Origin of the sequence: Algihabitans sp. (assembly GCF_965226985.1) — a bacterium.
Taxonomy (GTDB): domain Bacteria; phylum Pseudomonadota; class Alphaproteobacteria; order Kiloniellales; family DSM-21159; genus Algihabitans.
Genome location: NZ_OZ245712.1, coordinates 3,740,385 through 3,766,557, shown reverse-complemented (window position 1 = coordinate 3,766,557; position 26,173 = coordinate 3,740,385). Strand labels below are relative to the sequence as shown.

The following is a 26,173-nucleotide window of genomic DNA, read 5'->3' as shown; positions in this document are numbered from 1 at the left end:
CGTTACCGCGGCCGAATCAACGCGTGTTTCTTGCGACCGGCCGAGATCTTGATCACGCCTTCGGAAAGCAGCCGGCTGGAGGTGACGGAGGCCGTCTCGTCCTCGATCTTTTCGTCGTTGACGCGTGCGCCGCCGCCCTTGATCAGGCGCCGTGCCTCGCCGTTGCTGGCGCAGAGACCGGCTTCCGCCAGAAGCAGATAGAGAGGGATCCCCGCCTCCAGACGCTCGTTCGGCACCTCCAGCGTTGGGAGTTGAGCATCCACTGCGCCTTCCTCGAAGGTGCGCCGTGCGGTCTCCGCAGCTTCCTGCGCAGCAGCGTCTCCGCGACATAGCTTGGTCGCTTCGAAAGCCAGGATCTTCTTCGCTTCGTTCACCTCTCGGCCTTCGAGCGCCTCCAGCCGCGCGATCTCCGGCAGCGGCAGGTCTGTGAAAAGCTTCAGGAAACGCGCGACATCGGCGTCATCGCTGTTGCGCCAGTACTGATAGTAGTCGTAGTGGCTGAGACGTTTGGGCGACAGCCAGACCGCGCCGGAGGCTGTCTTTCCCATCTTCTGGCCGGAGGCGGTGGTGATCAGCGGCGTCGTCAAGCCGAACAGCTCGGTACCATCGACGCGCCGGCCCAACTCGATGCCGTTAACGATGTTCCCCCATTGGTCCGAGCCGCCCATCTGCAGCCGGCAGTCGTGGCGGCGGGACAATTCCAGGAAATCGTAAGCCTGGAGGATCATGTAGTTGAATTCGAGGAAGGTAAGCGGCTGCTCGCGTTCCAATCGCAGGCGCACGGAGTCGAAGGTTAGCATGCGGTTTATGGTGAAATGGCGACCGACGTCGCGCAGCAAGGGAATGTACTGCAGGGCATCGAGCCAGTCGGCATTGTTGACCTGGATGGCCTTTTCGGACCCGAAGTCGACGAAGTTCTGAAAGCTGCGGCGGATCTCCGCGATGTTGTCCGCGATCTGATCGTCGCTCAGCAGTTGGCGCGTTTCGTCCTTTCCGGAGGGATCGCCGACCTTCGTCGTACCACCGCCCATCAGGACAACAGGCCGGCCGCCGGAAAGCTGAAGCCGACGCAGCATCATGATCGACACGAGATGACCGACATGCAGGGAGTCGGCCGTGGCGTCGTAGCCGACGTAGGCCGTCACTCCGCCCTTCTCCGCGAGGGCGTCGAGGCCCTGCAGGTCTGTGCATTGATGGATGTAGCCGCGTGCCTGCAAGGTCCGCAGAAACTCGGAACGAAGAGCGGTCATGGGTCTGTGTTCGCCTGTAGCGGCTCATGGAGCGAAGATGTCGGGCGAGCGGCAAGCCGGTTGCCAGAAGGGCGCTCGCTTAGCACACTCGCAAAGTCCTCTCAATGTCCGCTCGGAAGATCCGGAGTCCTGGTCCTATGCCTCTCGCCGTTGGTCTGATGAGCGGCACCTCCCTCGATGGTATCGACGCAGCTTTGATCGAGAGCGATGGAGAGGCCGAGGTTCGGCCCATCGTTTTCGAGAGCCATCCCTACGGATCGAGATTTCGCGCACGCTTGCGCGCTCTGCTCGGCGCTCGCGCGATTGACCCTGACCTGTCGGGAGAAGTCGCCTCGATCGAACAAGAGTTGACCGAACGCCACGCCGAGGCCGTCAGCGGTCTGCTCGCGCGTGCAAGCCTCGCCGCGGACGAGGTCGCCGTGGTCGGCTTTCACGGTCAAACCCTGTTGCATGCGCCGGACCTCGGTCGAACCTTGCAAATCGGCGACGGTGTGCTGCTGGCCAGACGCCTGGGTATTCCGGTGGTCAACGACTTCCGCAGCGCCGACATGGCGGCAGGTGGCGAAGGTGCCCCCTTGGCGCCGCTGTTCCACCGGGCCCTAATCGACTCGGCCCTGCCGGATCCGAGCGAGCGGCCGGTCGCAGTGCTGAATCTCGGGGGTGTGGGCAACGTCACCTGGATCGGCCCGGCGGGCCAGCCGCCGATCGCGTTCGACACCGGACCGGGGAACGCGCTGATCGACGACTGGTGCGCAAGCCACGCGGGACTGGCCTGCGATCTCGACGGCGGGCTGGCGCTTTCCGGCACGGCCGATGCGACAGCCGTCGCCAAGCTGCTGGACGATCCTTACTTCGCTCGACAGGCGCCCAAGTCCCTCGACCGGGACGCCTTCGACCCGACGCCGACCGCAGGTCTGTCGGTCAGCGACGGGGCGGCGACCTTAACCGAGTTCACGGCGGCCAGCGTGGCCGCCGCGCTGCCCCTCTTGCCTGCGCCGCCGCGCCGCTGGTTGGTCACCGGGGGCGGGCGCAAGAATCCGGCGGTGATGATGGCGCTACGGGCGCGGCTCGGTGCCCCAGTAGACAGTTTGGAGGCGATCGGCTGGGACGGCGACGCCTTGGAAGCTCAGGCTTTCGCCTATCTGGCTCTGCGCAGCCGTGCCGGTTTGCCGCTGTCCCTGCCTACCACTACGGGGGTCCCCGTGCCGACCACTGGAGGACGATTGCATCTGCCCTAGGTCTACGGCTGCTTGGTGTTGATGCATACGCCCGTATACGGGGCTGCGAGGGAGGTTGACGGGCAGATGTCAGGGGAGGTTGGCATGCATGCCTATGAAGTTGTCGACGAACTTCCGGAAGACTGCGTGCGTGAAATCGCGCGGGTCGAGGAGGTCGAGGATCCGCTGCTTGCGGAGGTTTTCGTCTATTGGCACAACCTCGCCGCCGGCCGTCCGATGCCTTTGGCGCAGGAGGTCGATCCCTTGGATCTCCCACGCCGGGCTCTGGGCTACCTCTTCCTTGTCGACGTCGAGCCCGGCCGTTCCGGCGACCTGCGTTTCAGGGTGCGCCTGGCCGGAACCCATGCCGTCGAGCAGGCGGGCTTCGATCCCACAGGCCGCTATGGCGAGGAGGTACCGGGGTCGGAGCCCGTGGCCGCGCGCTTCACGCAGGCCGTAAAACGTGGCCGGCCCTACATCGCCGAGGTTCCGCTGACTTGGTCGAACCGGAACTACAAGCGGTACGTGGCCTTGGTCTGCCCGCTAGGTGGCGTGGAGGTGACTGCGGATGAAAACGCAGCCGCCGGCCCCGCGAAGGTCGTGAGGTTGCTCGCGGTCCTGCACTTCCGGTGACCCGCCCCGACCGGCTAAACGCTAGCTGGCCTTCTTCCCCGCCTGCTGTGTGTCGGTGTGTCGGTCTAGGTAATCGTGCACGGAGAGCGACAGCTGATCCAGCTGCGTGGCGAAAAAGTGGTTGGCGCCCTCGACCGAGGCATACTCGATCTCGATGTCGCGCTGGTTCTGCAATTTGTCGATCAGCTTCTTGACCGACGCCTCGGGTACGATCTCGTCGGACTTGCCCTGGACAACGAGACCGGACGAGGGGCAGGGAGCCAGGAAGGAGAAGTCGTAGAGGTTGGCGGGCGGCGCCACAGAGATGAAGCCGCTGATCTCCGGCCGTCGCATCAGCAGCTGCATGCCGATCCAGGCCCCGAAGGAAAAGCCGGCGATCCAACAAGCCCGGGCGTTTTCGTTGTAGCTCTGCAGCCAATCGAGCGCGCTGGCGGCGTCCGACAGCTCCCCTTCGCCTCGGTCGAACACGCCCTGGCTGCGTCCGACACCGCGAAAGTTGAAGCGCAGGACGGAGAAACCGCGCTGCGCAAAAACCTGATACAGCCCGTAAACCACCTTGTTGTTCATCGTGCCGCCATGCTGAGGGTGCGGGTGCAGCAGCAGGGCAATCGGCGCGGTGGGGCCTTTGCCATGCTGATAGCGCCCCTCCAGGCGGCCTTCGGGACCGTTGAAAATAACCTCGGGCATGCTTGAGCTTTCCTGAATCCTCTGACGCTATCGTTTGCCCGACCGGACCAGGGCGAAACGCATCATCTTTTCACCGGTGTTACCTCTGTTATGCCCCAGAGGGGCAGATGTAGAGGGTGCGAATAGTTGACCGCACGAGTCGGACAACCATATTATGGGATCCGACATCACCTGCAGACCGGGCCCCCTGCAGACTGCCTTGACGTAAGGGCCGCGGACCATACCGGCGGGTAGAGCCATGTTCAAGACACTCCGCGAGGACATTGACGCTACGATGGCACGCGACCCGGCTGCACGGTCGCGGCTGGAAGTGGCACTTTGCTACCCTGGTTTCCAGGCTCTCCTGATCTACCGCCTTGCAAACGCGTTCTGGCGTCGCGGTTTTCATTTGCTGGGGCGTTTTGTTTCCCAACTCGGCCGCCTGCTGACGGGGATCGAAATTCACCCCGGCGCCACCATAGGACGACGCCTTTTCATCGATCACGGAATGGGTGTCGTGATCGGCGAAACGGCGGAAATCGGCGACGATGTTACGCTTTACCACGATGTCACCCTGGGTGGCGTCGCGCCCTCGATCGATAGCGACAGTCAGCGCAACCAGAAGCGTCACCCGACCCTGCAGAACGATGTCATCGTCGGATCGGGCGCTCAGGTTCTGGGCCCCATAACCGTTTCCCGCTGTGCGCGTGTCGGTGCCAATGCGGTTGTAACAAAAGATGTCGCTGTCGGAACGACGGTGGTTGGCGTGCCTGCGCGCGCGGTCGGCGACCAGACGGCGCGCCGGGAGGAGCAGGATGCCCGCTTCCTGGCTTACGGGACACCGACTGGCGATATACCCGACCCCGTTGCTCGGGCTCTCGATGGTTTACTTAGCGAGGTGCACAGCCTGCGGGCGCAGGTCCGCGATCTCGAAAACAGGCTCGGTCCAAGCGCCGACGCCGAAGAATCCGACTCTGAAGGCGTTCCGGCGAACCATAAGACCGAAGCCAACGGAGACGGGGCTGCCGAAAAGGGAAAATCTCCCTGCTAAGGCGCAGCATCACATGAAGACGCTCCCGGAGAGATGAGAGGTCAGAACTGATGAAGCTTTCGACAAAAGGCCGGTACGCCGTCATGGCAATGTGCGACCTGACCGCCAACGGGAAGGGTCGTCCTGTCTCTCTCGCAGACATCGCCGAGCGCCAGGAGATCTCTTTGTCCTATCTGGAGCAGCTTTTCGCCAAGCTGCGCCGCGGCGGCCTTGTGAAGTCGGTCCGTGGTCCCGGCGGCGGTTATCTGCTGGCGCGCGAGGCCGAGGCGACACGGATCGCCGATATCATCCTGGCGGTCGACGAGCCGATCCGGGCCACGCGCTGCATGCCCGGCCAGCCCTTCGGTTGCCGCTCCAACCAGACCCGCTGTATGACCCACGATCTGTGGGAAGAACTGGGCAACCAGATCTATCTCTATCTTTCTTCCGTCAGTGTCGCGGATGTCGTCAACCGGCGGGTCCTCGGCACCAGCGGCCTGATCCAAGCCGAGGAGCAGCTCCACACGCCGATGGCCGCGCAGTAGCGGAACTCCGCTGCGGACGGGCTCTACGGAAGTATCTCGTCCGCGTGCCCTGGTGAGAGTGCCATGAACGAGCCGGTCTATCTCGACTACAACGCAACGGCCCCGCTTCGGCCGGAGGCGCTCGCCGCCATGACAAAGGCCTTGGAGGCGACCGGCAACGCCTCCTCTCCGCACGCCTTCGGGCGGCGCGCCCGCCGGATCGTCGAGGATGCTCGCGAGGCGGTGGCGGCCTTGGTCGGCGCGCGACCTCAGCAGGTCGTCTTCACCTCCGGCGGAACCGAAGCCAACACTCTGGCGCTGCGTGGCTGCGCTCGATCACGGGTCCTGGTCTCTGCCGGTGAGCATGCCTCAGTACTCCAGGCCCCGGTGGAGGCTGTCCGCCTCCCCTTGCGGCGGGATGGTTTGGTCAGCTTGGCCAAACTGGCCAGTCTGCTCGCGGCCGAAACGGGCCCTGCGATTGTTTCGTTGCAGCTCGCGAACAACGAGACAGGCGTCATTCAGCCCGTCGCGGAAGCTGCGGCGCTGGCGCGCGAGTTCGGCGCGGTGGTGCATTGCGACGCCGTTCAGGCCGTCGGCAAGATCCCGGTGGACTTCGCCCTGCTAGGTGTCGATCTCATGAGCCTCTCCGCGCACAAGCTCGGGGGGCCGCAGGGGATCGGCGCTCTGATCGTTGCCGACGACGTGGCCTTGCAGCCCTTGCTTCGCGGCGGCGGCCAGGAGCGCGGGCGGCGGGCCGGCACCGAAAACGTGGCGGCCATTGCCGGCTTCGGGGCTGCAGCGGCGGCTGCCGGCGAGCTGTCTTATCTGGCGGTACGGCGCGACGCCTTCGAGGCGGAGCTGCGGGCTCTGGCGCCTTCGGTCGTGATCTTCGGCGCGGCGGCGCAGCGCCTGCCGAACACCACCTGCCTGGCACTTCCTGGTCTCACAGCCGAGCGACAGCTCATGGCGCTCGATTTGGCCGGTGTGGCGGTCTCCTCCGGCTCGGCCTGCTCGTCCGGCAAGGTGGCGCCTTCCCATGTTCTCGCTGCGATGGGTGCTTCGCCGGAGGAAACCCAGGCGGCCCTGCGCGTCTCGACCGGATGGGCCAGCGGCGCAGCCGACTATGCGCGTTTCCTGGAAGCCTGGCGGCCCCTGATGCAGACTAAGGGAGCGCAAACCAGCGGATCGAGCGCTCCAGCGCTGCCGGAAAGCACGGTCACGGCATGAGCAAAGAGCATCCCAGCGGCCGGCCTCAGGGCGGCATCTACCTGGACTATCAGGCGACCACGCCGACGGATCGGCGCGTCGTCGAGGCCATGCTGCCATGGTTCACCGAACGGTTCGGAAACCCCCACAGCGATGCGCACGCTTACGGCTGGCAGGCGGAAGACGCTGTCGAGCAGGCGCGCAAGGAGGTTGCCGCGAGCCTGAAGGCCGACGCGCGCGAGATCGTCTTCACCTCCGGCGCGACCGAGTCGAACAACCTGGCGATCAAGGGGGCGGCGCGCTTTCGCAGGACTCATGAAGGTCGCAACGGCGTGGTCACGTTGGCGACGGAGCACAAGTGTGTTCTAGAGTCGGCGCGGGCCTTGGCGAAAGACGGGTTCGAGGTCACCATTCTGCCGGTCCGTTCGGACGGTCTCGTCGATCTCGAGCGGATGCGCGCGGCGCTCGATGAGCGTACGGCGATCGTTTCGGTCATGGGCGTCAACAACGAGGTTGGGGTGATCCAGCCGATTGCGGCGATCGCCGAGCAGGTGCGGGCCGCCGGTGCCTGGCTGCATGTCGACGCTGCTCAGGCGGTCGGCAAGATCCCCTTGGACGTTGGCACTCTGGGTATCGACCTGCTCAGTCTGTCGGGTCACAAGCTTTACGGTCCAAAGGGCGTCGGTGCTCTTTACGTCCGCCGCCGGCCGCGCGTGCGACTGGAGCCGCTGTTCGACGGTGGCGGGCAGGAGCGGGGTCTGCGGAGCGGAACCTTGCCGACGCCCCTCTGCGTCGGCCTGGGACTGGCTTGCCGTCTCGCCACGGACGAAATGGCTGAGGAGTCGGCGCGCCTCGCCGGCTTGCGCCAGATCTTTCTCGACAGGATCGAGACGAAGCTGGGCCCCGTGACGATCAACGGCAGCCTGGAGGCGCGAGTCCCGGGCAACCTCAACCTCCGTTTCCCCGATGCCCCCGCTCACAAGGTGATCGACGCCGCCGGCGGTCTCGCGATCTCGACCGGCAGCGCCTGCAGTTCCGCGGCTGTCGAGCCGTCCTACGTTCTGCGCGCCCTGGGGCTGAGCGACGAAGAGGCGGCCTGCTCCCTGCGGATCGCTTTCGGGCGCATGACCACGACCGAGGAGGCGATACGGGGCGCCGAATTGCTGGCCGCCGCCGTGATCGCGACGCGGGCGCAAGCGGCCGCAGCGGAATAGGGCTTTTCAGCTGTCTGGTTCAGGTGTCTGGCAATCGACGCCCTCATTCGCTACATCCAGCGCCGAACTCGAAACAACGAAGAAGAGATCCGAGGATCCCGATGCCGAAGATGACGTTCATCGAGCGGAACGGCAGTGCGAAAACGGTGGATGCGCCCTCCGGCCTGTCCGTTCTGGAAATCGCACACCGGAACGACATCGATATCGAAGGTGCCTGCGAGGGCTCCCTGGCCTGCTCGACCTGTCATGTGGTCATCGACGACGCCTGGTATGCTCGTCTTGAAGAGGCCAGCGAAGACGAGGAAGACATGCTCGATCTGGCCTTCGGTCTGACGAAGACCTCCCGCCTGGGCTGCCAGATCATCCTCACCGAGGAGCTCGACGGCCTGACCGTCAAGTTGCCGGGTGAAACCCGCAATATGCTGCTCGAATAGGGCGACGCCCCGTGTCCAGCCTTCCGTCCGTCTACGAGAGCCTGAAAGCCGGCGCACCTGCGTCCTGGGAGGGCTATGTCGCGCATCCCTTCGTGCGGCAGTTGGGGCGAGGTGAGCTGCCGGAGGCCTGTTTTCGGCACTATCTGGCGCAGGACTATCTGTTCCTGCTGCACTACAGCCGGGCCTGGGCTCTGGCCGTCGTGAAGTCGCAGGAGGTGACCGACCTGCGCCAGGCCGCCGCCACGGTGGATCTGCTGCTCAATCACGAACTGGCCTTACATGTCAGCTACTGCGAGCGTTGGGGGGTGAGCGAGACGGACCTGTTGCGCACGCCCGAGGCGGACGCCAACCGCCTTTACACGCGCTTCGTGATGGATGCGGGTCTCAGCGGAGACTTGCTCGATCTGCTGGTGGCCCTCAGCCCCTGCAGTCTCGGATATGCCGAGATCGGACGGCGACTGGCGGACGATCCCGCGACGCGCCTTGAGGGCAATCCCTACCGCGACTGGATCGAACTCTACAGCGGCAGCGAATTTCAGGAAGGTGCGGAGCTCTGCCGACAACAGTTGGAGCGGGTTGCGAAGGCCAGGGGGGTGAGCGGCGATCTTGCGAGTAATCCGCGATGGCCCCAGCTTCAGCAGCTTTTCGAGACGGCGTGTCGACTTGAGATCGGTTTTTGGGACATGGGCCTTTCGGCCGCGTGAGACGTGACCCGTTGCGCCAGGGCTTTTTATGCGCTCGCTTTTGCCAAGTCGTGCGGACACTGTCATGATTTGCGTCGGCGCTGGATCGCGCCGCCGCGGTGGCAGGATCATAGCTACCGCCGGACAACGCCCTCGGTAGAACAGTGGGGTGGAAAACCATGCAAGTTCCTCTCGAAATCGCCTTCAAGGATCTGGACCATTCGGACGCGGTCGAAGCCCGTGTGCGTCAGGAGACACAGAAGCTCGAACGCTTCTTCAGCCACATCAGCTCCTGCCGCGTGGTGGTCGAGGCACCACATAAGCAGCACAGCAAGGGCAACCTCTACCGCATCGGCATCCACCTGACGGTGCCGCCCGGCCAGACCATCGATGTGACCCGCTCGCACTCCGACGATCCGCGCCACAGCGACGTCAACGTCGCGATCAAGGATGCCTTCAAGGCCGCCGCTCGCCAGCTCGAGGACTATGCGCGGCGCTTGCGCGGCGACGTGAAGACCCACAGCCAAGCCGGGTCCTGAAACGCTGCCAATCCAAGCGTCCTGCTCTCGTTATAGGATGAGCGCGCGCAGGTCTGTCTTGAGGACCTTGCCGTAGTTGTTCTTCGGCAAGGTCTCGACGAAGCAATAGTGTTTCGGGCGTTTGAAGCGCGCGATGTGCTCGAGACAGAAGCGGTCCAGCCCCTCTTCGCTCAGTGGCTCGCGGCTTCGCGGCACCACGACGGCGACCACTTCCTCGCCCCATTCGGGATGCGGACGACCGATCACGGAGACCTCGGCGACATCGGGATGCCGCAGCAGGGTCTCCTCCACTTCGCGCGGGTAGATGTTGGTCCCGCCGGAGATGATGACGTCCTTCGAGCGGTCCTTGAGGGTCAGGAACCCCTGCTCGTCCAGGCTGCCGATATCCCCGGTGTGCAGCCAGCCGTTCCGCAGAGTCCGGGCCGTTGCGCTTTCATCCTTCCAGTAACCGGGGATCACCGAGGGTCCGCGTACGAGAACCTCGCCGACCTCCCCGTTCGGCAAGCTGCGATCCTCTTCGTCGGCCACCCGAAGCTCGACCAGCATCTGGGCACGGCCGACCGAGGAGAGGCGGGCCTCATAGGCCGGATGATCGCTTTCGGCGTGCAGCGCGCGGGTGAGCGAGGTGATGCACATCGGGCTTTCGCCTTGACCGTAGATCTGAACGAAACGGTTCCCGAAGACCTTGAGAGCCTGTTTGAGGTCCGCCAGATACATGGGCCCGCCGCCGTAGACCAAGGTGTTGAAGTTTTCGATCGGGGCCGAACCGGCGCTCGGATGCTTGATCAGACGCTTGATCATCGTAGGGGCGAAGAAAGCCCCGAGGCCCTGATGTATGCCCATCAGTCCAATGAACTCGGTGGGATCGAACGCACCCGACTCCGGAACGACGTGCAGCGCCGCCTGCGCCATGTAGGGCAGACTGTACAGGCCGGCGCCGTGACTCATGGGGGCGGCGTAGACGATGGCGTCTCCCGGTGCGACCGCGTCCACGTTCGGGAAGTAGCAGGACGTCATGGTCCAAAGATTGCGATGGGTGATCATCGCCCCCTTCGGCCGACCGGTCGTGCCGCTCGTAAAGAAAAGCCAAGCGAGATCGTCCAGGGCGCACTCGGCCGGCGCCATCGGATCGTCTCGCAGGAGTCTTCGGTAGGAAGAGCTACCGACCTCGATCACCTCCAGCAGGTCGCCCAGGTCCGCGCTCTCGCCTTGGATACCGGCCGACAGGTCGGCAGTGACGAAGCAGAGGCGGGCATCGGAGTGGCCTAACATGAAGGCGAACTCCTTGGGATGCAGCTTGGCATTCATCGGCACCGGCACCAAGCCGGCCCACCAGCAGCCGTAGAGCACCTCCAGGTACTCGGGACAGTTCTTCATCGCGATGGCAACGCGGTCGCCGGGATTGAGACCGAAGCTGCCGCGCAGGCTCGCAGCAAGACAGGCGGCGCGTCTGGCAAGGCTGCCGTAGGTGGCGACGATGCCGGACCCATGGGCGACGGCCGGGCGATCTTCGCCCCCGCGGGCAGCGCGCACGAGAAGGTGAGCGAGGTTCATTTCCCGGCCACGGCGCGTACCATCGTAAAGCTTGTCTCAATCTTCGGACGCGCATTCTTTGCGAGAAAAGGTCGGTCGTGCAAGGGCATGGCCGTTTCATTTTGCATTGCAGCGCGCCATAATCCCGGCTGAGGCCGCAGAGTAGCGAAAGGCCAAACGTCTTCATGCCCTTGACGCGCAGAGCTTTGCTCCAGCGACTTACCGCTGCCGCGCTGTTGTCGCCGGTGCCGGTCGTGTCCGGCCGCGCGCGCGCCGATCAAGTGCAGTTCTTTCGTATCGGAACCGGTTCGACCGGCGGCACCTATTTCCCGATCGGCAGCTTGCTGGCCAGCGTGATCTCGAACCCGCCCGGCAGCCGTGGATGCGATAGGGGCGGCAGTTGCGGGGTACCCGGACTGATCGCCGTCGCGCAATCGACGGAAGGCTCGGTGGCCAACGTCGCGGCCATTGATGGGGGCCGCCTGGAATCCGGGCTCTGCCAGGCCGATGTGGCCTACTGGGCGTTCCAGGGGGAGGCGGTCTTCGAGGGACAGGAGCCGATCACCAAGTTGCGCACGCTCGCCAATCTCTACCCCGAGGCCATTCAGTTGGTGGTCCGGGCCGACGCGGGCATCCGTTCGGTCGCCGATCTGAAGGGGAAACGGATCTCGGTCGATCGGGAGGGATCCGGCACTCTGGTCGACACGCGTCTGGTGCTTGCGGCCTATGGCCTCGAGGTCGAGGATCTCGAGGCCCGCTACCTGGCGGCCGGTCAGGCCGTCGAGTTGATCCGCAAGGGAGAGCTGGACGGGCTTTTCCTGGTTGCCGGGACACCGACAGCCGCGATTGCCGGCCTCGCGGAAACCACGGCTCTCCAGCTTGTGCCGATCGCCGGTGAGGAGGCGAGCGAGATCGAGCAGAGCTGGCCCTTCTTCAGCCATACGACGATCCAGGCCGGCACCTACCGAGGCATCGCCGCGACCCGGACGCTCAGCGTCGGTGCCCAGTGGCTCGTGTCGGCGGACCTGCCCGACGAGCTGGTCACTGCGATCACAGCAGCTCTGTGGCATCCGGCTTCGCGCCGACTGCTCGACACCGGTCATCCCAAGGGCAAACTGATCGAACTCGATTCGGCGCTGAACAGTCTGGGCGTACCGCTTCATCCCGGCGCACTCGCGTACTACGAGCAGCGCGGCGTCACCTTCATCGATGAAGAGTACGATTCGATCGAAGAGCCATCGACATCCGAACTCGATGTCGCTCCGCAACCGGACGGCGAAGGCTTCGGTGAGATCGAGTAGCGGCGTGTTCCAGTGATCGACACGGTTTAACCCCTACGTCCCTCGCCTCAGTCCGGCCGCTGGACGCCGCCCTTCGACAACCATCCACGATCGGCGGTCTGTGCCGTCGGTCCGGACTTGCACAGCCGAAGCTTTCCTTGGTGCTGCGATCTACTCTACAACCGTCAAAGTCGAGGTTCACAAGCGTCTTTGCCGGAGGCAATCATCGTGGGTGCGAGCATTCTTTCCGGGCGTTCCGGTTTCGAGATTCTCTACGATCCCTTTCCTCACCTGATCGTCACGGATGCTCTCGAGCCGGGCTACTACGCGGAACTGGCGGCCTGCTACCCGGACTTCGACACGGTCCGTAAGGAGCGGGCGCTCGAGAGCAACAAGGCCTATCTGCTGAATGCTGTCGAGGTGTTGGAAAACCCTGAGATACCCTCGATCTGGCGGGACTTCTTCGCCTACCACACGTCAGAGACGTTCTTCCAGGAGTGCCTAGCTTTCTGGCAGCCCGCAATTCGTCGGGTTTATCCGGACATCGAGCGGACTCTCGGAAAGCCGCTGGACGCCCTGACCACGGCTGTGCGACCCGACAAGGCTGGCCTCGCCGGCGCTGGGGAGGGCGCGGCCGACGCTCTGCTGGATGTCCAGTTCGGGGTCAACAGTCCCGTCACCGCGCAAAGCAGCGTGCGCGGCCCCCATCTCGACAAGCCCTACAAGCTGTTTGCCGGGCTGCTCTACTTTCGCCATCCGCAGGATGTGGCGCCAGGCGGTGATCTCGGCTTCTATCGGTATCGGGGCCGTCGGCGCGTTTTTGACCGCCACTACAACATTCAGGACAGCTCCGTCGAACGGGTGACCGAAATCCCCTATCGCCCAAACACTTTCGTCATGTGGCTGAACACGCCCGACAGCCTGCATGGGGTGTCGCCGCGCAGCGGAACCAGCTTCCCGCGGCGCTACGTCAATTTTCTCGCCGAGTGCTACCAGCTGAACGGCGAGGGGTTCTTTCCCGTCGAGCGCTCGCTTAAGGACCGGATCACCGGCGCCTTCTCCGGAAAGCTGGTTCGCCGTCTCGGGGCCAAGCGCGGCGGACGCCACAGCCCGGCTGCGTGAGCCGGATAGCATCCCTGACGATCACAAAACGCTTTAGTGATCCGGCAGGTCCCAGGGCTCGACCTTCGCAGCTTCGACCCAGGCCTGCATCGGTGGCCAGGCGAACAGGGTGTCGACGTAGGCCTGACAGGTCGCGTCGAGCCTGACGCCGTAGGTCCGGAAGCGCGAGGCGACCGGTGCGTAAACGCAGTCGGCGATCGAGGGCTGTCCGAACAGGTACGGTCCGGTTTTCCCGAACTCGCCGCGACATTCGCTCCAGATCTGGGCGATGCGGTCGATGTCGGCCTGACAGTCGGCGCTGGGCGTCTTCGGCTTGCTGGCGCGGATGTCCATCGACATCTCCCGACGGAGCGTCGCAAAGCCGCTGTGCATCTCGGCGCTGACCGCCCGGGCGACGGCCCGCGCTTCAGGCGCAGCCGGCCAAAGCCCCGCGTCGGGAAAGAGTTCGTGCAGATACTCGGCAATCGCCAGAGAGTCCCAGACCAGGAGCTCGCCGTGCAGCAGAGCCGGCACGAGACCGCTGGGCGAGTGGGCGAGAAGCTGCTCGCGGGTCTCCGGCCGGTCGAGCGGGATCAGCACCTCCTTGGCCTCGGCCCGGGTCATCGCCAGCGCGAGCCCGGCGCGCAAGGACCAGGAGGAGTAGTTCTTGTTGCCGATCACCAGCGTCAGGTCGCCGCCGTAACCGTCGCGCCCGGTCTTGGGCTCTGGAGAGGTGATTTCTGTCTGCGCCTCTGACATTCTTTGCTCTCCTCTTCCTTCCGCTGTCGTACTGGACTGGACCGGCAACCTTCGGGTGCCTTGCGCTTTCTGGCCGACTGGGGAGGTATCGGCAACCGCAGGAATTCTTGGGACCCCATGAGCGATTCTTACACTGTCATCGCCAACCCGGCCGCTCCAGATCATCTGATCGACGCCGCTGAAGCACCGGTCGAGCTGCTAGCACTGACCAAAGCGGAGCTGGAAAGCTGGCGGGCCGCAGCCTCGCCGAGCGATGCGGCCTGGGTCGCGGCGTTGGATTTTTCGGCGCAAGCCGGCAAGTTCGCTCTGCTGCCGGCGTCCGACGGCAGTTTGCTACGCGTCCTGCTGGGGGTTGAGGATCCCGCCGATCTTTGGGCCTTCGCAGGCCTACCCGAGGCCTTGCCGGCCGGCGACTACTGCCTGGCTAAGGGAAGCTCCGGCGCGCTGGCGGAGGTGGCGGCACTGGGCTGGGCTATCGGAGGTTACCGTTTTCGCCGCTACAAGACGAAGGAGGAGACGAAACTCGCGCGCCTGGTATGGCCCGACGGCCTCGACCGGGCCGAAGTGAGTCGCCTTGCCGCCGGTGTCGGTTGGGTGCGCGATCTCATCACGACGCCGGCGGAGGACATGGGCCCAGGCGATCTTGAAGGAAGCGCCAGGGACCTTTGCGACCGCTACGGCGCTCAGCTCACCGTCGTTGCGGGACCGGAGCTACTGGAGCGCGACTATCCGGCGGTGCATACGGTCGGGCGTGCCGCCGCTCAGGGACGCGAACCGAGGTTGATCGACCTCACCTGGACCGGCAGTGAGAGCGGACCTCAGGTCACACTGGTCGGCAAGGGCGTCTGCTTCGACACCGGCGGGCTCGACCTCAAGAGTCCGGCCAACATGAAGCTGATGAAGAAGGATATGGGCGGTGCCGCCCATGTGCTCGGCCTCGCCTATCTCATCATGGACGCCGGTCTGCCGCTGCGCCTCCGCGTGCTGGTGCCCGCGGTTGAGAACGCCGTGTCGGGGAACGCCTTTCGACCGCTCGACGTCTTGCGAACCCGACAGGGCCTGACAGTCGAGGTCGGCGACACCGATGCGGAGGGGCGCCTGATTCTCTGCGATGCGCTGTCCGAAGCCGCCCGGGATCGCCCCGACCTGCTGCTGGACATGGCAACCCTGACCGGCGCCGCGCGGGTGGCGCTCGGCACCGAACTGCCCGCGCTCTTCTGCAACAGCGACACTCTGGCGGCAGCCGCGCTGACAGCTGCCGAGCAGGAGGGCGATCCCCTCTGGCGGTTGCCGCTGCACAAGCCTTACGAGCGTTTTCTCGACAGCAAGGTGGCCGACCTCTCTAACATCGGCAGCACGGGTTTCGGCGGCGCGATCACGGCCGCCCTCTTTCTGCAGCGCTTCGTGCCGGAAGGCACGCCCTGGATCCATATCGATCTGATGGCCTGGAACACTGCGAGCCGGCCGGGTCGACCGGAGGGCGGCGAGGCCCAAGGCCTGCGCGCGCTTTTCCGCCTGGTGCGGATGACGGCCGAACGGGGGAGCTGGCGCTGAGGGTATGCCCGGGTACTGGCAAGGTCGCTGGCAGAGAGCGGAGGGACGCTTGCGGTGACGCTGCTGTCTGTCCACGAGCTATGATAGTCTCTCGTTACGGATAAAGAACGATCCGCCAGGGGAAGTTATGCGGGGGAAGTCATGCGGGGGGAAAGTTATGTTCCAGAACATTCTCTGCTGCATCGACGGGTCTGAGCATGCTCTGCGTGCGGCCGAGCAGGCCTGTGTTTTGGCCCAGAAGTTCGGCGGTAGCCTGACGCTGCTCATCGTGGCCAAAGAGCTGAAGCCCAGCGCGCAGGTGAAACGCTTCATCGAATTGGAACATCTCTCCGGCGAACCCCAGTATGTGCTCGACGAATACACCGAGGACATCATGGACAAGGCCAAGGACGTGGCCGCGGCCAGCGGCCTCACAGAGGTGAGAACGGAGATCAAGACCGGCAATCCCGCACGCGCCATCATGGAGTTCGCGGAGCGGCGGAAGGTCGATACCATCGTGCTGGGCCGACGGGGGATGGGCGATATCGAGGGAGTGCTGCTCGGCAGCGTGTCGCACAAGGTGGCGAGCCTAGCGAAATGTACCGTCGTGACCACACGCTGAGACCTGCGCGATGAAGATGACACCGCAACAGGCCCTGGCCCTCTATCGAACAACCGGTGCGGCCGTTCTGGTCCGTGACTGGCCCGATCTCACACAGCGACAGCTCGCGATCCTGCTTGAGGTCTACCTGTCGCCCCCACCTCACACGGTACGCGGGCTCGCGGAGAAGCTGGCCATCTCAAAGCCGGCTGTGAGCCGGGCGCTCGACCGTCTGGGGCAACTGGAATTCGCCAAACGCAAGGTGGACGAGGCTGACAAGCGCTCGGTCCTGGTGCAGCGCACGGTCAAAGGGTCGGTCTTCCTACGGGAGTTCGGCGATCTCGTCAGCGGCGTCGCGGGCGACCTGTAGCTGTTCCGGACGGGCACGGTTCGACCGACCTAGCTGGGCGGAACCCAACGCTATCGCCGGACCAGCGTGCCCAAGCCCTTGGTGGTGAAGATTTCCAGCAGCAAAGCGTGCGGCACGCGGCCATCCAGAATGACGGAAGCCTCGACGCCGCCCCGGACGGCCTCCACGCAGGTCTGAAGCTTCGGGATCATGCCCCCGGTCACCGTGCCGTCGACTTCCAGCCGCGCGACGTCGTCGACCGTCAGGTCGGTCAGCAGGTCACCCTGCTTGTCGAGCACGCCGATCACGTCGGTCAGCAGCAGCAGCCGCGCCGCCCCGATGGCGGCCGCCACCGCGCCTGCCACCGTGTCGGCATTGATGTTGTAGGTCTCGCCCTCCGCTCCGACGCCGATCGGTGCGATCACCGGGATCATGCCCGACTGTTCCAAGGCCGCGAGGACCTGCGGATTGATCTTGACCGGCTCGCCGACGAATCCGAGGTCGAGAATCTGCTCGATATTGCTTTCCGGATCGCGCTTGGTGCGGCGCAGCTTGCGGGCTTGGATCAGATTCCCGTCCTTGCCGGACAGTCCGATTGCCGTGCCGCCGGCCTGATTGATCGCCGAGGCGATGGATTTGTTGATGGTGCCAGCCAGCACCATCTCCACCACGTCGACGGTCGCGGCGCTGGTCACGCGCAGTCCGTCGACGAACTCGGTCTCGACGTGCAGGCGTTCCAGCATGCGGCCGATCTGCGGGCCGCCGCCGTGAACCACCACCGGGTTGATCCCGACCTGCTTCATCAGCACCACGTCCCGCGCGAAGATGTCCGCCAGTTCGGCGTCGCCCATGGCGTGGCCGCCGTACTTGATGACGAAGGTCTGCCCGGCATAGCGGCGCATGAAGGGCAGCGCCTCAGTCAGCGTGCGCGCCGTGCGCAGCCAATGCTTGGTTTCGGCGATATTCTTGCGGATCTGGGTCATGGCGCGGCGGACTTTAGAGCAGGATCGTCTTAGGTGGAATTGCTTTGGCCCCCACACCCCCCCCGATGACGCGAATGGCGCTCTAGCGCAGCGGTGTCGGCAAAGCGAGTTCGCCCAACGACGCGCGCAACTCGGCGATCCCGCGCTGCTTGACAGCCGAGGTCACGGCGATCTCGGGATAGGCCGCGACGTGGCTCGCCAGTTCCTGTTGGCTGCGCGCAAGCAGTGACTCCAGCTCCGCCGGCTTGACCTTGTCGGCCTTTGTCAGCACGACCTGATAGACCACCGCCGTAGTGTCGAGTTCCTTCATCACGTCGCGGTCGTTCGGTTTCAGGCCATGGCGGGCGTCGATCAGCAGCAGCACGCGGCGCAACTGCGCCCGGCCGCGCAGATAGTCGCGGGTCAGCCGCGTCCATTGGGTGATGTCGCTTTTCGCTGCCTGGGCATAGCCGTAGCCGGGCAGGTCCACCAGCATCAGGCGGCCGCCGAGATCGAAGAAGTTGAGCTGCTGGGTGCGTCCCGGGGTATTGGAGGTGCGGGCCAGGGTCTTGCGACCCGTTAGAGCGTTCACCAGGGACGACTTGCCGACGTTCGAACGGCCTGCGAAGGCCACCTCCGGCAGGTCGCTGGCCGGAAGCTGCGCCATCTGCGCGACGGAGAGCAGGAAGCTGCAGGGGGCTGCGAACAGCCTGCGGCCGTTCTCTTGCTCTGCCGCCTGTTCTTGCTCTGCCGCCCCTTCGGTGGCGTCGTCGCTCCCGGATTGGGGGGCGTCGGCCTCCTGCGTCACGCTTCGCTCCTCAGGACTTGCGCTTCTTGCCGTTGCCTTTGGCCGCGCGCTTACGCTCGCGCTTGCTGGGGCCCGGATTGCTTATCGCCGTTTCCGCCGGCTCGGCCTCAGCGGTGGTCTTCTCGCGGCGCTTTGGCGTGCTGCGCGTGTCGCTGTCGTCGTTTTCCTCGTCCTGACTTTCGTCGGACTCGGCGTCCTGACTCTTGTCGCTGCTGAGGCTGCGCATGTGCTTCGGCAGGATGTCGCGTCCCTTATTGCCGAAGGGAACGCCGGCACGCTTCATGATTACGGCCTGCTGCAAGACCGATAGCGTGTTGTTCCAGGTCCAGTAAATCACCAGGCCGGCCGGGAAGGTCGAAAGCAGGAAGGTGAAGACGATCGGCATGGCCAGGAAGATCTTGGCCTGCATCGGATCGGCCGGCTGCGGGTTCAGCTTCTGCTGAATGTACATCGAGATGCCCATCAGCAGTGGCCAGATGCCGAGATTGAAAATGTTCAGCAGCCCGAGTTCGGGAGCGTCCCACGGCAGCAGGCCGAAGAGGTTCAGAATGGTGGTCGGATCGGGCGCGGAGAGATCCTGGATCCAGCCGAAGAAGGGGGCGTGGCGCATCTCGATGGTGACGAACAGCACCTTGTAGAGCGCGAAGAACACCGGGATCTGGATCAGGATCGGCAGGCAGCCCGCGAGCGGATTGGCGCCTTCTTTCTTGTAAAGCGCCATCATTTCCTGGTTCAGGCGCTGCTTGTCGTCGCCGAAGCGCTCGCGCATCTCCAGCATCTGCGGCTGCAGCTTGCGCATCTTGGCCATGGCCAGATAGCTCTTGTTGGCCAGAGGGAAGAACACGAGCTTGATGCCGACCGTCAGGATCAGGATCGCAACGCCGAAGTTCCCGATCACCCCGTTCAACCAGTGCAAGGCCAGGAAGATCGGCTTGGTCAGGAAGTAGAACCAGCCGAAGTCTACGGCGAGATCGAAGCGGTCGATGTTGTAGGCGTCGGAATAGTCGTCGAGCAGGGTGGCCTGTTTGGCACCGAGGAAGACGCGGGTCGTGATCTCGGCGCTACCGTCCGCCGGCACGGCCAGAGGCGCATAGATGAAGTCGGCCTGGTATTTCGGGACGCCGGCGTCTTCGGAGTAGAGGAAACGGCCTTGGATCTCGCTTTGCTGATCGGGGACCAGCGTCGTCATCCAGTATTTGTCGGTGATGCCGATCCAGCCTCCGGTCGATGCCGTCTGCATCTGCCGGTCGTCGCGGATGTCGTCGTAGGAGATCTCGAAAAGCTCCTCTCCCAGCACGCCGATCATGCCTTCGTGCAGGATGAAGAAGTCGAGGGTATCCGGCGTGCCGCTGCGCGAGACGGCGCCGTAGGGCGCAAGAGCGACGTCCTGGCCGGATCGGTTGATCACGCGCTGGGTAACCGTGAAGAGATAGTTCTCATCGATCGAAATCTCTTGCACGAATGTCAGCCCGGCATCGTTCTGCCAAGTCAGCGTGGCGGGCTGGTCGGTGGTCAGCGTCCGGACGTCGGACTCCCAGACCGCATCAGGGCCGGGAACCTGCAGATCGCCTACGGCCGTCCAGTCGAACCGTGCGAAGTAGGGCATCGTCGTGCCGACTGGCTGCAGAAGCTCGATATTGGGGCTGTCGTCCTCGATCGTCTCGCGATAGCGCAGGAGCGTCAGATCGTCGAAACGGGCGCCGACCAGATTTATGGAGCCGTCCAGCGCCGGTGTCTCGATCCTCAGACGCGGTCCCTGCTCCAAGGCTTGAGCCCGGTTCAGCCCCCCCAGTCCGCCGGGTTCGACGCCTGCGGTCTCGCTCTCCAGGGTGGGGGCGATCTCGGTGCCGGCCGGTTGCTCTGCCTGCTGCTCGATCCGCTGCTGTTGAAGTTGAGCCTCGCGTTGCGGCCCGCTGATGAAGACTTCCCAAAGCAGAATGATGCCGACCGACAGGGCGATGGCGAGGATCAGGTTCTTCTGGTCCATGATGGGCTTATCGGCTCCTGTGGGCTGCGTGACCGCAGGTCGGACGAGTGGATGAACGAGAGGGCGATGCGGTATCGCGGGACGGTGGTCGCCGTTCAGGCCGGCTCCGTTCTGGTACGGGATCATAGCCGTCACCACCCCAGGGATGGCACCGCGAAATCCGACGAACGGCCAGCCAGCTTCCACGGATCGGTCCGTGCCGTTGCAGCGCCTCCAAGGCATAGGCCGAGCAGGTCGGGGAGAAACGGCACGTCGGCGGCATGAGCGGCGAAATCAGCAGGCGGTAAACCCAGATCGGTCCGGACAGAAGCCAGATCAGCGGCAAACTCAACCTAGAGACCGGCGACTGGCGCTTTTCCGGTAACGCGTCCTCACATGACGCGTCCTCACATGACGTGCTTTCATGGCCCGCTGGCATGCTCATCGCCTGTCCTCCGCAGTCTTGCCACTCGGCCGAGATGGGGGCGGTCGGCGGTGGTTACGAGCCTCGGCCACGCGCTTCAAGGCGGTTTCCAGATCGCCGACGAGATCCCGGTAGGGTCGGGTCAGCGTCCCGGCTCGCGCAATCAAAACGTAATCGGTCCCGGCGCGTGCCGAGCGCGGCAGAAGCTGGTCTGCCGCAGCCCGCAAGCGTCGGCGTGCGCGGTTGCGCTGCACTGCTGAGCCGACTTTCCGGCTTGCCGTGAACCCGACCCGTGGCGGTGCCGAATCCGCTTCGCCGTCGGCGTTCCTAGGTCGCCGGCAGGCCTGCAGCACCAGCCCGGGCGCTGCCCATTTGCGCCCGCGCCCGGCCGCGCGCAGAAACTCGCTGCGGCACTTGAGGCGTGCGAGCCGTTTGGCCCGACCATCGGCGCTGGAGTTCGAGGCCATTCGCTGTTGCACCGTTTCGCCGGACTCCGCCCGGCGACCGCGCCCTGTTGGACGCTGTCTATGGCCGGTCGGCAAGGAAAGCAGGACGAAACTTTTTGAAAAGGTACTGTCGAGTACCTTTTCAGACCGTCGCCTAGGCCGACAGAACCTTGCGCCCTTTGGCGCGGCGGCGGGCCAGGACTTTGCGGCCGTTCTTGGTCGCCATGCGGGAACGAAACCCGTGCCGACGCTTGCGGACCAGCGCGCTCGGCTGATACGTGCGCTTCACTTGACGTCTCCATACCACGGAAGCTGTGCGGAATTGCCGAGGGTGTATAGAGTTGCCCCCGCGAGGTGTCAACGTTGCCAACCTGCCGATTGACCCGATGCGGCAACCGCGGACCGGTCGATCTGCTGAAATGACGACGAAGAGTGACCGCCGGGGCGGTTCGATGGCAGGAGCCCCAGCGTCTGTGATGCGGTCCACAGCCATCACTGATCGGTGATTGGCCGGTGAACGCAACGAAATTTACATCGTGGCGTGGCAAAACTCGACGGCCTCCCGCCAAGCGCAAAGGGCTTAACAGCGGCCATGACCCAGATCGACGGTAATATCAAGAACGACGACGCCTTGCAGGACGCGGCCGCTTCGGAGGCCTCGGATCGACCCGGCGCGACCCAAAGCGGAGGCGCGATCTGGCTCCGCTGGTTGCCTTTGGTGCTGCTCTTCGGCGTCGGTGCGACGGCTTGGCTGGCCTTCGATCTGGGCAGGTACCTGAGTTTCGACGCGCTGGCCGAAAACCGCGGCTGGCTGCTCGATCAGGTCGAGCGCTACGAGTTGCGCACGGTCCTGGTCTTTGTTTTCGCCTATGCCCTGGCGACGGCCTTTTCCATACCTGGGGGGGCCGTGCTGACGGTCCTGGGCGGATTTCTCTTCGGCACGCTGTTCGGGACTCTTTATGTGGTGACCGGGGCGACACTGGGCTCCGTGGCTGTATTCCTCGCGGCACGCACGGCCCTGGGCGACAGTCTGCGCAAGCGGGTCGGCGGCACTCTGAAGCGCATGGAGGCGGGTTTTCGCGAGCATGCGCTCAGTTATCTGTTGGTCCTGCGCCTGATTCCGATCTTCCCCTTCTGGCTGGTCAATCTCGTCCCGGCCTTCCTGGGCGTGCCGCTGCGCACCTATGTGATCGGCACGGTTCTGGGCATCATTCCCGGTACCTTCGTCTACGCCAGCCTCGGCAACGGCGTGGGCGCGCTGTTCGATCAGGGTGAAACGCCGGATATCGGGATCATCTTCAGTCTCGACATTCTGACGCCGATCCTCGGCCTCGCGGTGCTCGCCTTGCTGCCGGTTGTCTACAAGACCTGGAAAGCTCGCCGCGCGGCAACGCGCTGAAAGCGCAAACTCCGGCCTTCTTCGAGTCCGGTTCAAGGGAGAGGTCCCCATGAAGTCTCTGGAACCCGACATCTGCGTGATCGGGGCCGGCTCCGCCGGTCTGTCGATCGCTGCCGGCGCCAGTCAGATGGGCGCGCAAACGGTTCTGATCGAAAAGGCGGAGATGGGCGGCGACTGTCTGAACTACGGTTGCGTCCCTTCAAAGTCCCTTCTGGTGGCCGGTCGGGCGGCACAGGCCTGGCGGCACACGGCGGCTTTCGGCATCGACTCGCCGGAGCCCAGCGTCGACTTCGCCCGAGTTCATGCACACGTCCGGGACGTCATCGACGGGATTGCGCCGCTGGATTCGGAAGAGCGCTTCACCGGCCTGGGTGTCGAGGTGATCCGGGATGCCGCGCTTTTCGAAGACGAGCGGACCGTGGTGGCGAACGGGGCCCGGATCCGGGCCAAGCGTTTCGTCGTCGCGACCGGATCGCGGGCCTTCGTACCGCCCATCGAGGGGCTGGAACACATCTCCTATCTGACCAACGAGACGGTGTTCTCCCTTACCGAACGGCCGGAACATCTGATCGTCATCGGCGGTGGACCCATCGGCAGTGAGCTGGGACAGGCCTTTCGGCATCTCGGCGCGCGCGTCTCGCTGGTCGAGATGGGGAGCATCCTGCAGAACGACGATCCGGAGCTGGTGGAGGTCGTGCGGCGGCGGCTCACGCGAGACGGCGTCGAACTCTACGAGCAGGCCAAGGTCGCCCGCGTCGGCGCCGCGGGTAACGGCGTGGTGGTCACGGTTGTACGCGACGGGCGGGAAGAACGGATCGAAGGATCTCACCTGCTGCTCGCGGCCGGGCGTCAGCCGACGGTCGAGGGTCTCGGTCTGGATGCGGCGGGAATTGCCTACGACCATCGGGGTATCAAGACCGACGCCCGGCTGCGCACCACGAACAGGCGCGTCTACGCTGCGGGCGACGTCGCGCGCGGTCCGCAGTTCACCCACATGGCGGGCCATCACGCCGGCATCGTGATCAAGAATGCCCTGTTCCGCCTGCCCGGGAAGGTCGAGACCAAAGCCGTGCCCTGGGTGACCTACACCGAACCCGAGTTGGCCCATGTCGGGATGACGGAAGCCATGGCACGCAAGGCCGGAGAGCGGATCAACATCCTGCGCTGGGATTTCCACGAGAATGACCGGGCCCGCGCCGAGCGCCGAACGGAGGGTTTCTGCAAGGTCGTGGTCACGCCGAAGGGCAAGATCCTCGGAGCCTCCATCGTCGGACCGCAGGCTGGTGAGTTGATTCAGCCCTGGATCCTGGCGATCGCCAATGGGCTCAAGGTCTCCGCGATGGCTCAGGTCATCGCGCCCTACCCGACCCTGGGCGAAGTCAGCAAACGTGCGGCTGGCAGCTTCTACACGCCGAAGCTCTTCAGCGAGCGCACCAAGAAAATCGTACGCCTGCTGCTTCGTTTGCCTTAATATGAACCGACAGTTCGCTCTCACGCGAAGGTGAAGCTTGGTGCGTCATCGTGATTCGAGCTGATGGTCTTATCGCTTCACTCTGTTTGGACAGGGCGCGCTCAAGAAGACACGCCCCGATGTAGTGGGCCGACTTGGCCTTGCCCGAACAGGATTGGAGACGTACCTCATGATTAAGAAAACGGCGAAGCAGACGGCTCTGGCGCTGTCGGTTGCGAGTCTGGCGACGGCTGCCGTGGCACTGCCCGCCGCTGTGGCACATGCTCAGGCCGGTCCGGGGAGCCTGCAGATCGCAAGCTGTAACCCCTGTAACCCTTGTGCCGGCAAGAACCCTTGCGCAGCGGCCAACCCCTGCAACCCCTGTGCGGCGAAGAATCCCTGTGCGGCGAAGAACCCCTGCGCCGCTGCTAATCCGTGCAACCCCTGCAATCCTTGCGCTGCGAAGAAGAACTAAGCTTCTCGAACTGGGTTTTTTGTGCGCGGCGCGCTCGTTGGAAGGTGTTTGTTCTTTTAACGGGCACGCCGCGCCGCCTTTTTTAATGGATCCTTCGCGGGCTTTACCATGTCCCGCAGATCAAGCGTTCGTTCAGCCAGTATGTTTGACTGCCGCGGCGAGTGATATAAGGCTCCTATGACTGAGGCCCGTCCGTCGCGCCGCCTGTCCCTGCCGCCGCCGGCGCGCAGCCTTTCCGCACGTCTTCTGGTGTTGACGGTGCTTTTCGTTATGCTTGCCGAAGTGCTGATCTTCGCGCCTTCGGTCGGCCGCTATCGCCTGAGTTACCTTGAGGAGAAGCTGGCGACCGGGCATCTCGGCATCTTGGCGCTGGAGGCCAGCCCGGTCGATATGATCGACCCCGTTTCGGAGCGGGAAATTCTCAGTCACATCGGGGTTTATTCGGTCGCACTACAGAAGCCCGAGCGCCCCGGCAAGCTGATGCTGATGATCGAAGAGCCGGTCGGCGGTGTCGAAGCAAGCTACGACCTGCGCGAGGCGGGCTTCTTCACGCTGATCCGGGACGCGGTCGGCTGTTTGCTGCCGAAGAGCAATCGGGTCATACGGGTCGTGGGTTGGTCGCCGCAGCGCGCGGACACGCTTGTCGAAGTGGTGATGGACGAGGGGCCGCTGCAGGATGAACTGAGGGCCTTCGGCTGGCGCATTCTGGGGCTCAGCCTGGTGATCTCCGCGATCACCGCGGGGCTCGTCTACCTGACGCTCTTCCGGGTCATGGTCGTCCCGATGCGCCGTCTGACGGAAAACATGATTGCCTTCCGCGACGATCCCGAAGATGGCGCGCGCGTCGTCAAGCCTTCGGGGCGCAGTGACGAGATCGGCGTGGCCGAGCGTCAGCTTCATGAGATGCAGAAGGCCTTGCGCGCTTCGCTTCATCAGAAAACCCGGCTGGCTGCCCTGGGCATCGCCGTGACCAAGATCAATCACGATCTGCGGAACATGTTGTCCACGGCTCAATTGATTTCCGACCGTCTCGCTCAGTCGAGCGATTCCGATGTGCGGCGGGTCGCGCCGACCCTGTTCAAGGCCATCGACCGCGCGGTCGAACTCTGCGGTCGAACCCTCGACTTCACGCGTGAAGGCCCCGCATCGCTCGATCTCTGCCGGGTCGATCTGAACGCGCTGCTGGCGGACGTCGGTAGCGACGTGACCGCCGAAGATCCTGGTGGCCGCCAGTGGGACAACCGCGTCGTCCCGGGCACGGTGGTGGAGGCCGACCGTAACCAGCTCTTCCGGGTTTTCGAAAACCTGGCGCGCAACGCCTATCAAGCCGGGGCCGAGCGTGTGACGATCAGTGCCCGCCAGCAGACCGGCAAGATCGAGGTCGACCTGGAAGACAACGGGTCGGGCCTGACGGTTCGGGCGCGCGAACGCCTGTTTCAGCCCTTCGCCGTTTCTACCCGCAGCGGTGGGACCGGTTTGGGCTTGGCCATTGCGAAGGAACTCCTGCGCGCTCACGGCGGCGACATCCGGCTAAAGGACAGCGATGCGAGCGGAACCCGCTTCCGCGTCGTTCTGCCATTGCGCCAGAAGGGCCACCTGCGGCGCAACGGTCGCGGCGCCAAGACGGCAGCTTGACGTGGGTCAACGCGCAGGTCCTGGGTGGCATGGCTCTATCCGGGGCAGGGTCTGAG

The 26,173-nt window shown here is 64.5% G+C and carries 27 protein-coding genes; 17 read left to right on the top strand and 10 right to left on the bottom strand.

Going from position 1 to position 26,173, the window contains the following annotated elements; all coding sequences use genetic code 11:
* Positions 1-2 precede the first annotated feature (2 nt).
* The gene (gene tyrS / locus ACO054_RS17225; protein ID WP_421707817.1) at positions 3-1,250 is read right to left on the bottom strand and encodes a tyrosine--tRNA ligase; all 1,248 of its coding nucleotides are present in this window, start codon (positions 1,248-1,250) and stop codon (positions 3-5) included.
* Between the two features lie 137 nt (positions 1,251-1,387).
* Here tyrS and ACO054_RS17220 point away from each other — a divergent pair, with 137 nt between their 5' ends.
* Both ACO054_RS17220 and ACO054_RS17215 read left to right on the top strand, forming a co-directional pair.
* Positions 1,388-2,488, top strand: a complete 1,101-nt coding sequence (locus ACO054_RS17220; protein ID WP_421707816.1) for an anhydro-N-acetylmuramic acid kinase — start codon at positions 1,388-1,390, stop codon at positions 2,486-2,488.
* Positions 2,489-2,554: 66 nt separating this feature from the next.
* Positions 2,555-3,100: a PAS domain-containing protein gene (locus ACO054_RS17215; protein ID WP_421707815.1), complete on the top strand. Its 546-nt coding sequence runs from the start codon at positions 2,555-2,557 to the stop codon at positions 3,098-3,100.
* 21 nt (positions 3,101-3,121) lie between these two features.
* Here the strand turns inward: ACO054_RS17215 and ACO054_RS17210 are convergent, their stop codons facing one another.
* Positions 3,122-3,787: an alpha/beta hydrolase gene (locus ACO054_RS17210; protein WP_421707814.1), complete on the bottom strand. Its 666-nt coding sequence runs from the start codon at positions 3,785-3,787 to the stop codon at positions 3,122-3,124.
* Between the two features lie 238 nt (positions 3,788-4,025).
* Here ACO054_RS17210 and cysE point away from each other — a divergent pair, with 238 nt between their 5' ends.
* The 7 genes from cysE (at position 4,026) to ACO054_RS17175 (ending at position 9,396) form a co-directional block, all read left to right on the top strand.
* Entirely contained in the window at positions 4,026-4,817 is a 792-nt protein-coding gene (cysE, locus tag ACO054_RS17205) for a serine O-acetyltransferase (RefSeq protein WP_421707813.1), read from the top strand.
* Between the two features lie 50 nt (positions 4,818-4,867).
* A complete protein-coding gene (locus ACO054_RS17200; RefSeq protein ID WP_421707812.1) occupies positions 4,868-5,341 on the top strand; it encodes an Rrf2 family transcriptional regulator in 474 nt (157 codons plus the stop codon).
* Between the two features lie 63 nt (positions 5,342-5,404).
* On the top strand, positions 5,405-6,547 hold the full coding sequence (locus ACO054_RS17195) for a cysteine desulfurase family protein (RefSeq protein ID WP_421707811.1): 1,143 nt from the start codon (positions 5,405-5,407) through the stop codon (positions 6,545-6,547).
* Positions 6,544-7,740 (top strand): cysteine desulfurase family protein, encoded by a 1,197-nt coding sequence (locus ACO054_RS17190; protein WP_421707810.1) that lies wholly within the window; start codon positions 6,544-6,546, stop codon positions 7,738-7,740. Before ACO054_RS17195 ends, ACO054_RS17190 begins: the two co-directional genes overlap by 4 nt.
* A 101-nt stretch (positions 7,741-7,841) precedes the next feature.
* Entirely contained in the window at positions 7,842-8,174 is a 333-nt protein-coding gene (locus ACO054_RS17185) for a ferredoxin family 2Fe-2S iron-sulfur cluster binding protein (RefSeq protein ID WP_421707809.1), read from the top strand.
* A gap of 11 nt (positions 8,175-8,185) precedes the next feature.
* Positions 8,186-8,878 (top strand): thiaminase II, encoded by a 693-nt coding sequence (gene tenA, locus ACO054_RS17180; RefSeq protein WP_421707808.1) that lies wholly within the window; start codon positions 8,186-8,188, stop codon positions 8,876-8,878.
* A 158-nt stretch (positions 8,879-9,036) separates the two neighbouring features.
* Positions 9,037-9,396: an HPF/RaiA family ribosome-associated protein gene (locus tag ACO054_RS17175; protein ID WP_421707807.1), complete on the top strand. Its 360-nt coding sequence runs from the start codon at positions 9,037-9,039 to the stop codon at positions 9,394-9,396.
* A 30-nt stretch (positions 9,397-9,426) separates the two neighbouring features.
* Here the strand turns inward: ACO054_RS17175 and ACO054_RS17170 are convergent, their stop codons facing one another.
* Positions 9,427-10,950 (bottom strand): AMP-binding protein, encoded by a 1,524-nt coding sequence (locus tag ACO054_RS17170; protein ID WP_421707806.1) that lies wholly within the window; start codon positions 10,948-10,950, stop codon positions 9,427-9,429.
* Positions 10,951-11,114: 164 nt separating this feature from the next.
* On the opposite strand from ACO054_RS17170, the gene ACO054_RS17165 reads away from it, so the two are divergent.
* Positions 11,115-12,230 (top strand): TAXI family TRAP transporter solute-binding subunit, encoded by a 1,116-nt coding sequence (locus ACO054_RS17165; protein ID WP_421707805.1) that lies wholly within the window; start codon positions 11,115-11,117, stop codon positions 12,228-12,230.
* Positions 12,231-12,437: 207 nt separating this feature from the next.
* Positions 12,438-13,331 (top strand): hypothetical protein, encoded by an 894-nt coding sequence (locus ACO054_RS17160; protein ID WP_421707804.1) that lies wholly within the window; start codon positions 12,438-12,440, stop codon positions 13,329-13,331.
* A 33-nt stretch (positions 13,332-13,364) separates the two neighbouring features.
* On the opposite strand, the gene ACO054_RS17155 is transcribed toward ACO054_RS17160, so the two are convergent.
* Positions 13,365-14,069, bottom strand: coding sequence for a glutathione S-transferase family protein (locus tag ACO054_RS17155; RefSeq protein WP_421707803.1), 705 nt, complete (start codon positions 14,067-14,069; stop codon positions 13,365-13,367).
* A 117-nt stretch (positions 14,070-14,186) separates the two neighbouring features.
* Here ACO054_RS17155 and ACO054_RS17150 point away from each other — a divergent pair, with 117 nt between their 5' ends.
* From ACO054_RS17150 to ACO054_RS17140, 3 genes are all read left to right on the top strand, one after another.
* Positions 14,187-15,623: a leucyl aminopeptidase family protein gene (locus ACO054_RS17150; protein ID WP_421707802.1), complete on the top strand. Its 1,437-nt coding sequence runs from the start codon at positions 14,187-14,189 to the stop codon at positions 15,621-15,623.
* A gap of 157 nt (positions 15,624-15,780) precedes the next feature.
* Positions 15,781-16,224 carry a universal stress protein gene (locus tag ACO054_RS17145; RefSeq protein WP_421707801.1) on the top strand — a complete coding sequence of 148 codons (444 nt, stop codon included), beginning with the start codon at positions 15,781-15,783 and terminating at the stop codon, positions 16,222-16,224.
* A gap of 10 nt (positions 16,225-16,234) precedes the next feature.
* Complete coding sequence (locus ACO054_RS17140; protein WP_421707800.1) at positions 16,235-16,573, top strand: MarR family transcriptional regulator; 339 nt, start codon at positions 16,235-16,237, stop codon at positions 16,571-16,573.
* 50 nt (positions 16,574-16,623) lie between these two features.
* Here the strand turns inward: ACO054_RS17140 and argB are convergent, their stop codons facing one another.
* The 6 genes from argB to rpmH all read right to left on the bottom strand — a co-directional run bounded on the left by argB (position 16,624) and on the right by rpmH (position 21,447).
* Positions 16,624-17,535, bottom strand: a complete 912-nt coding sequence (gene argB, locus ACO054_RS17135; protein ID WP_421707799.1) for an acetylglutamate kinase — start codon at positions 17,533-17,535, stop codon at positions 16,624-16,626.
* Positions 17,536-17,617: 82 nt separating this feature from the next.
* Positions 17,618-18,322 carry a ribosome biogenesis GTP-binding protein YihA/YsxC gene (gene yihA / locus ACO054_RS17130; RefSeq protein WP_421707798.1) on the bottom strand — a complete coding sequence of 235 codons (705 nt, stop codon included), beginning with the start codon at positions 18,320-18,322 and terminating at the stop codon, positions 17,618-17,620.
* Between the two features lie 10 nt (positions 18,323-18,332).
* Positions 18,333-20,309, bottom strand: a complete 1,977-nt coding sequence (gene yidC, locus ACO054_RS17125; RefSeq protein WP_421707797.1) for a membrane protein insertase YidC — start codon at positions 20,307-20,309, stop codon at positions 18,333-18,335.
* Positions 20,310-20,316: 7 nt separating this feature from the next.
* The gene (yidD, locus tag ACO054_RS17120) at positions 20,317-20,727 is read right to left on the bottom strand and encodes a membrane protein insertion efficiency factor YidD (protein ID WP_421710381.1); all 411 of its coding nucleotides are present in this window, start codon (positions 20,725-20,727) and stop codon (positions 20,317-20,319) included.
* 2 nt (positions 20,728-20,729) lie between these two features.
* Positions 20,730-21,179, bottom strand: coding sequence for a ribonuclease P protein component (rnpA, locus tag ACO054_RS17115; RefSeq protein WP_421707796.1), 450 nt, complete (start codon positions 21,177-21,179; stop codon positions 20,730-20,732).
* Between the two features lie 133 nt (positions 21,180-21,312).
* The gene (gene rpmH / locus ACO054_RS17110) at positions 21,313-21,447 is read right to left on the bottom strand and encodes a 50S ribosomal protein L34 (RefSeq protein ID WP_421707795.1); all 135 of its coding nucleotides are present in this window, start codon (positions 21,445-21,447) and stop codon (positions 21,313-21,315) included.
* Between the two features lie 303 nt (positions 21,448-21,750).
* On the opposite strand from rpmH, the gene ACO054_RS17105 reads away from it, so the two are divergent.
* The 3 genes from ACO054_RS17105 (at position 21,751) to ACO054_RS17095 (ending at position 26,117) form a co-directional block, all read left to right on the top strand.
* On the top strand, positions 21,751-22,557 hold the full coding sequence (locus ACO054_RS17105; protein ID WP_421707794.1) for a TVP38/TMEM64 family protein: 807 nt from the start codon (positions 21,751-21,753) through the stop codon (positions 22,555-22,557).
* Between the two features lie 49 nt (positions 22,558-22,606).
* Complete coding sequence (locus tag ACO054_RS17100; RefSeq protein ID WP_421707793.1) at positions 22,607-24,028, top strand: dihydrolipoyl dehydrogenase family protein; 1,422 nt, start codon at positions 22,607-22,609, stop codon at positions 24,026-24,028.
* Between the two features lie 631 nt (positions 24,029-24,659).
* The gene (locus tag ACO054_RS17095) at positions 24,660-26,117 is read left to right on the top strand and encodes an ATP-binding protein (protein WP_421707792.1); all 1,458 of its coding nucleotides are present in this window, start codon (positions 24,660-24,662) and stop codon (positions 26,115-26,117) included.
* The last annotated feature ends 56 nt before the right edge of the window (positions 26,118-26,173 follow it).

What these genes read in the sequence shown, in the direction of transcription:
- ACO054_RS17215 (WP_421707815.1), top strand. Translation starts at nt 2,555, where the DNA reads ATGTCAGGGGAGGTTGGCATGCATGCCTATGAAGTTGTCGACGAACTT.
- cysE (WP_421707813.1), top strand. Translation starts at nt 4,026, where the DNA reads ATGTTCAAGACACTCCGCGAGGACATTGACGCTACGATGGCACGCGAC.
- ACO054_RS17165 (WP_421707805.1), top strand. Translation starts at nt 11,115, where the DNA reads ATGCCCTTGACGCGCAGAGCTTTGCTCCAGCGACTTACCGCTGCCGCG.
- ACO054_RS17175 (WP_421707807.1), top strand. Translation starts at nt 9,037, where the DNA reads ATGCAAGTTCCTCTCGAAATCGCCTTCAAGGATCTGGACCATTCGGAC.
- ACO054_RS17220 (WP_421707816.1), top strand. Translation starts at nt 1,388, where the DNA reads ATGCCTCTCGCCGTTGGTCTGATGAGCGGCACCTCCCTCGATGGTATC.
- rnpA (WP_421707796.1), bottom strand. Translation starts at nt 21,179, where the DNA reads ATGGCCTCGAACTCCAGCGCCGATGGTCGGGCCAAACGGCTCGCACGC.
- ACO054_RS17100 (WP_421707793.1), top strand. Translation starts at nt 22,607, where the DNA reads ATGAAGTCTCTGGAACCCGACATCTGCGTGATCGGGGCCGGCTCCGCC.
- ACO054_RS17185 (WP_421707809.1), top strand. Translation starts at nt 7,842, where the DNA reads ATGCCGAAGATGACGTTCATCGAGCGGAACGGCAGTGCGAAAACGGTG.
- tyrS (WP_421707817.1), bottom strand. Translation starts at nt 1,250, where the DNA reads ATGACCGCTCTTCGTTCCGAGTTTCTGCGGACCTTGCAGGCACGCGGC.
- ACO054_RS17200 (WP_421707812.1), top strand. Translation starts at nt 4,868, where the DNA reads ATGAAGCTTTCGACAAAAGGCCGGTACGCCGTCATGGCAATGTGCGAC.
- ACO054_RS17105 (WP_421707794.1), top strand. Translation starts at nt 21,751, where the DNA reads ATGACCCAGATCGACGGTAATATCAAGAACGACGACGCCTTGCAGGAC.
- ACO054_RS17145 (WP_421707801.1), top strand. Translation starts at nt 15,781, where the DNA reads ATGTTCCAGAACATTCTCTGCTGCATCGACGGGTCTGAGCATGCTCTG.
- ACO054_RS17140 (WP_421707800.1), top strand. Translation starts at nt 16,235, where the DNA reads ATGAAGATGACACCGCAACAGGCCCTGGCCCTCTATCGAACAACCGGT.
- yidD (WP_421710381.1), bottom strand. Translation starts at nt 20,727, where the DNA reads ATGCCAGCGGGCCATGAAAGCACGTCATGTGAGGACGCGTCATGTGAG.
- ACO054_RS17190 (WP_421707810.1), top strand. Translation starts at nt 6,544, where the DNA reads ATGAGCAAAGAGCATCCCAGCGGCCGGCCTCAGGGCGGCATCTACCTG.
- ACO054_RS17170 (WP_421707806.1), bottom strand. Translation starts at nt 10,950, where the DNA reads ATGAACCTCGCTCACCTTCTCGTGCGCGCTGCCCGCGGGGGCGAAGAT.
- ACO054_RS17150 (WP_421707802.1), top strand. Translation starts at nt 14,187, where the DNA reads ATGAGCGATTCTTACACTGTCATCGCCAACCCGGCCGCTCCAGATCAT.
- argB (WP_421707799.1), bottom strand. Translation starts at nt 17,535, where the DNA reads ATGACCCAGATCCGCAAGAATATCGCCGAAACCAAGCATTGGCTGCGC.
- ACO054_RS17195 (WP_421707811.1), top strand. Translation starts at nt 5,405, where the DNA reads ATGAACGAGCCGGTCTATCTCGACTACAACGCAACGGCCCCGCTTCGG.
- ACO054_RS17095 (WP_421707792.1), top strand. Translation starts at nt 24,660, where the DNA reads ATGACTGAGGCCCGTCCGTCGCGCCGCCTGTCCCTGCCGCCGCCGGCG.
- yidC (WP_421707797.1), bottom strand. Translation starts at nt 20,309, where the DNA reads ATGGACCAGAAGAACCTGATCCTCGCCATCGCCCTGTCGGTCGGCATC.
- ACO054_RS17210 (WP_421707814.1), bottom strand. Translation starts at nt 3,787, where the DNA reads ATGCCCGAGGTTATTTTCAACGGTCCCGAAGGCCGCCTGGAGGGGCGC.
- ACO054_RS17155 (WP_421707803.1), bottom strand. Translation starts at nt 14,069, where the DNA reads ATGTCAGAGGCGCAGACAGAAATCACCTCTCCAGAGCCCAAGACCGGG.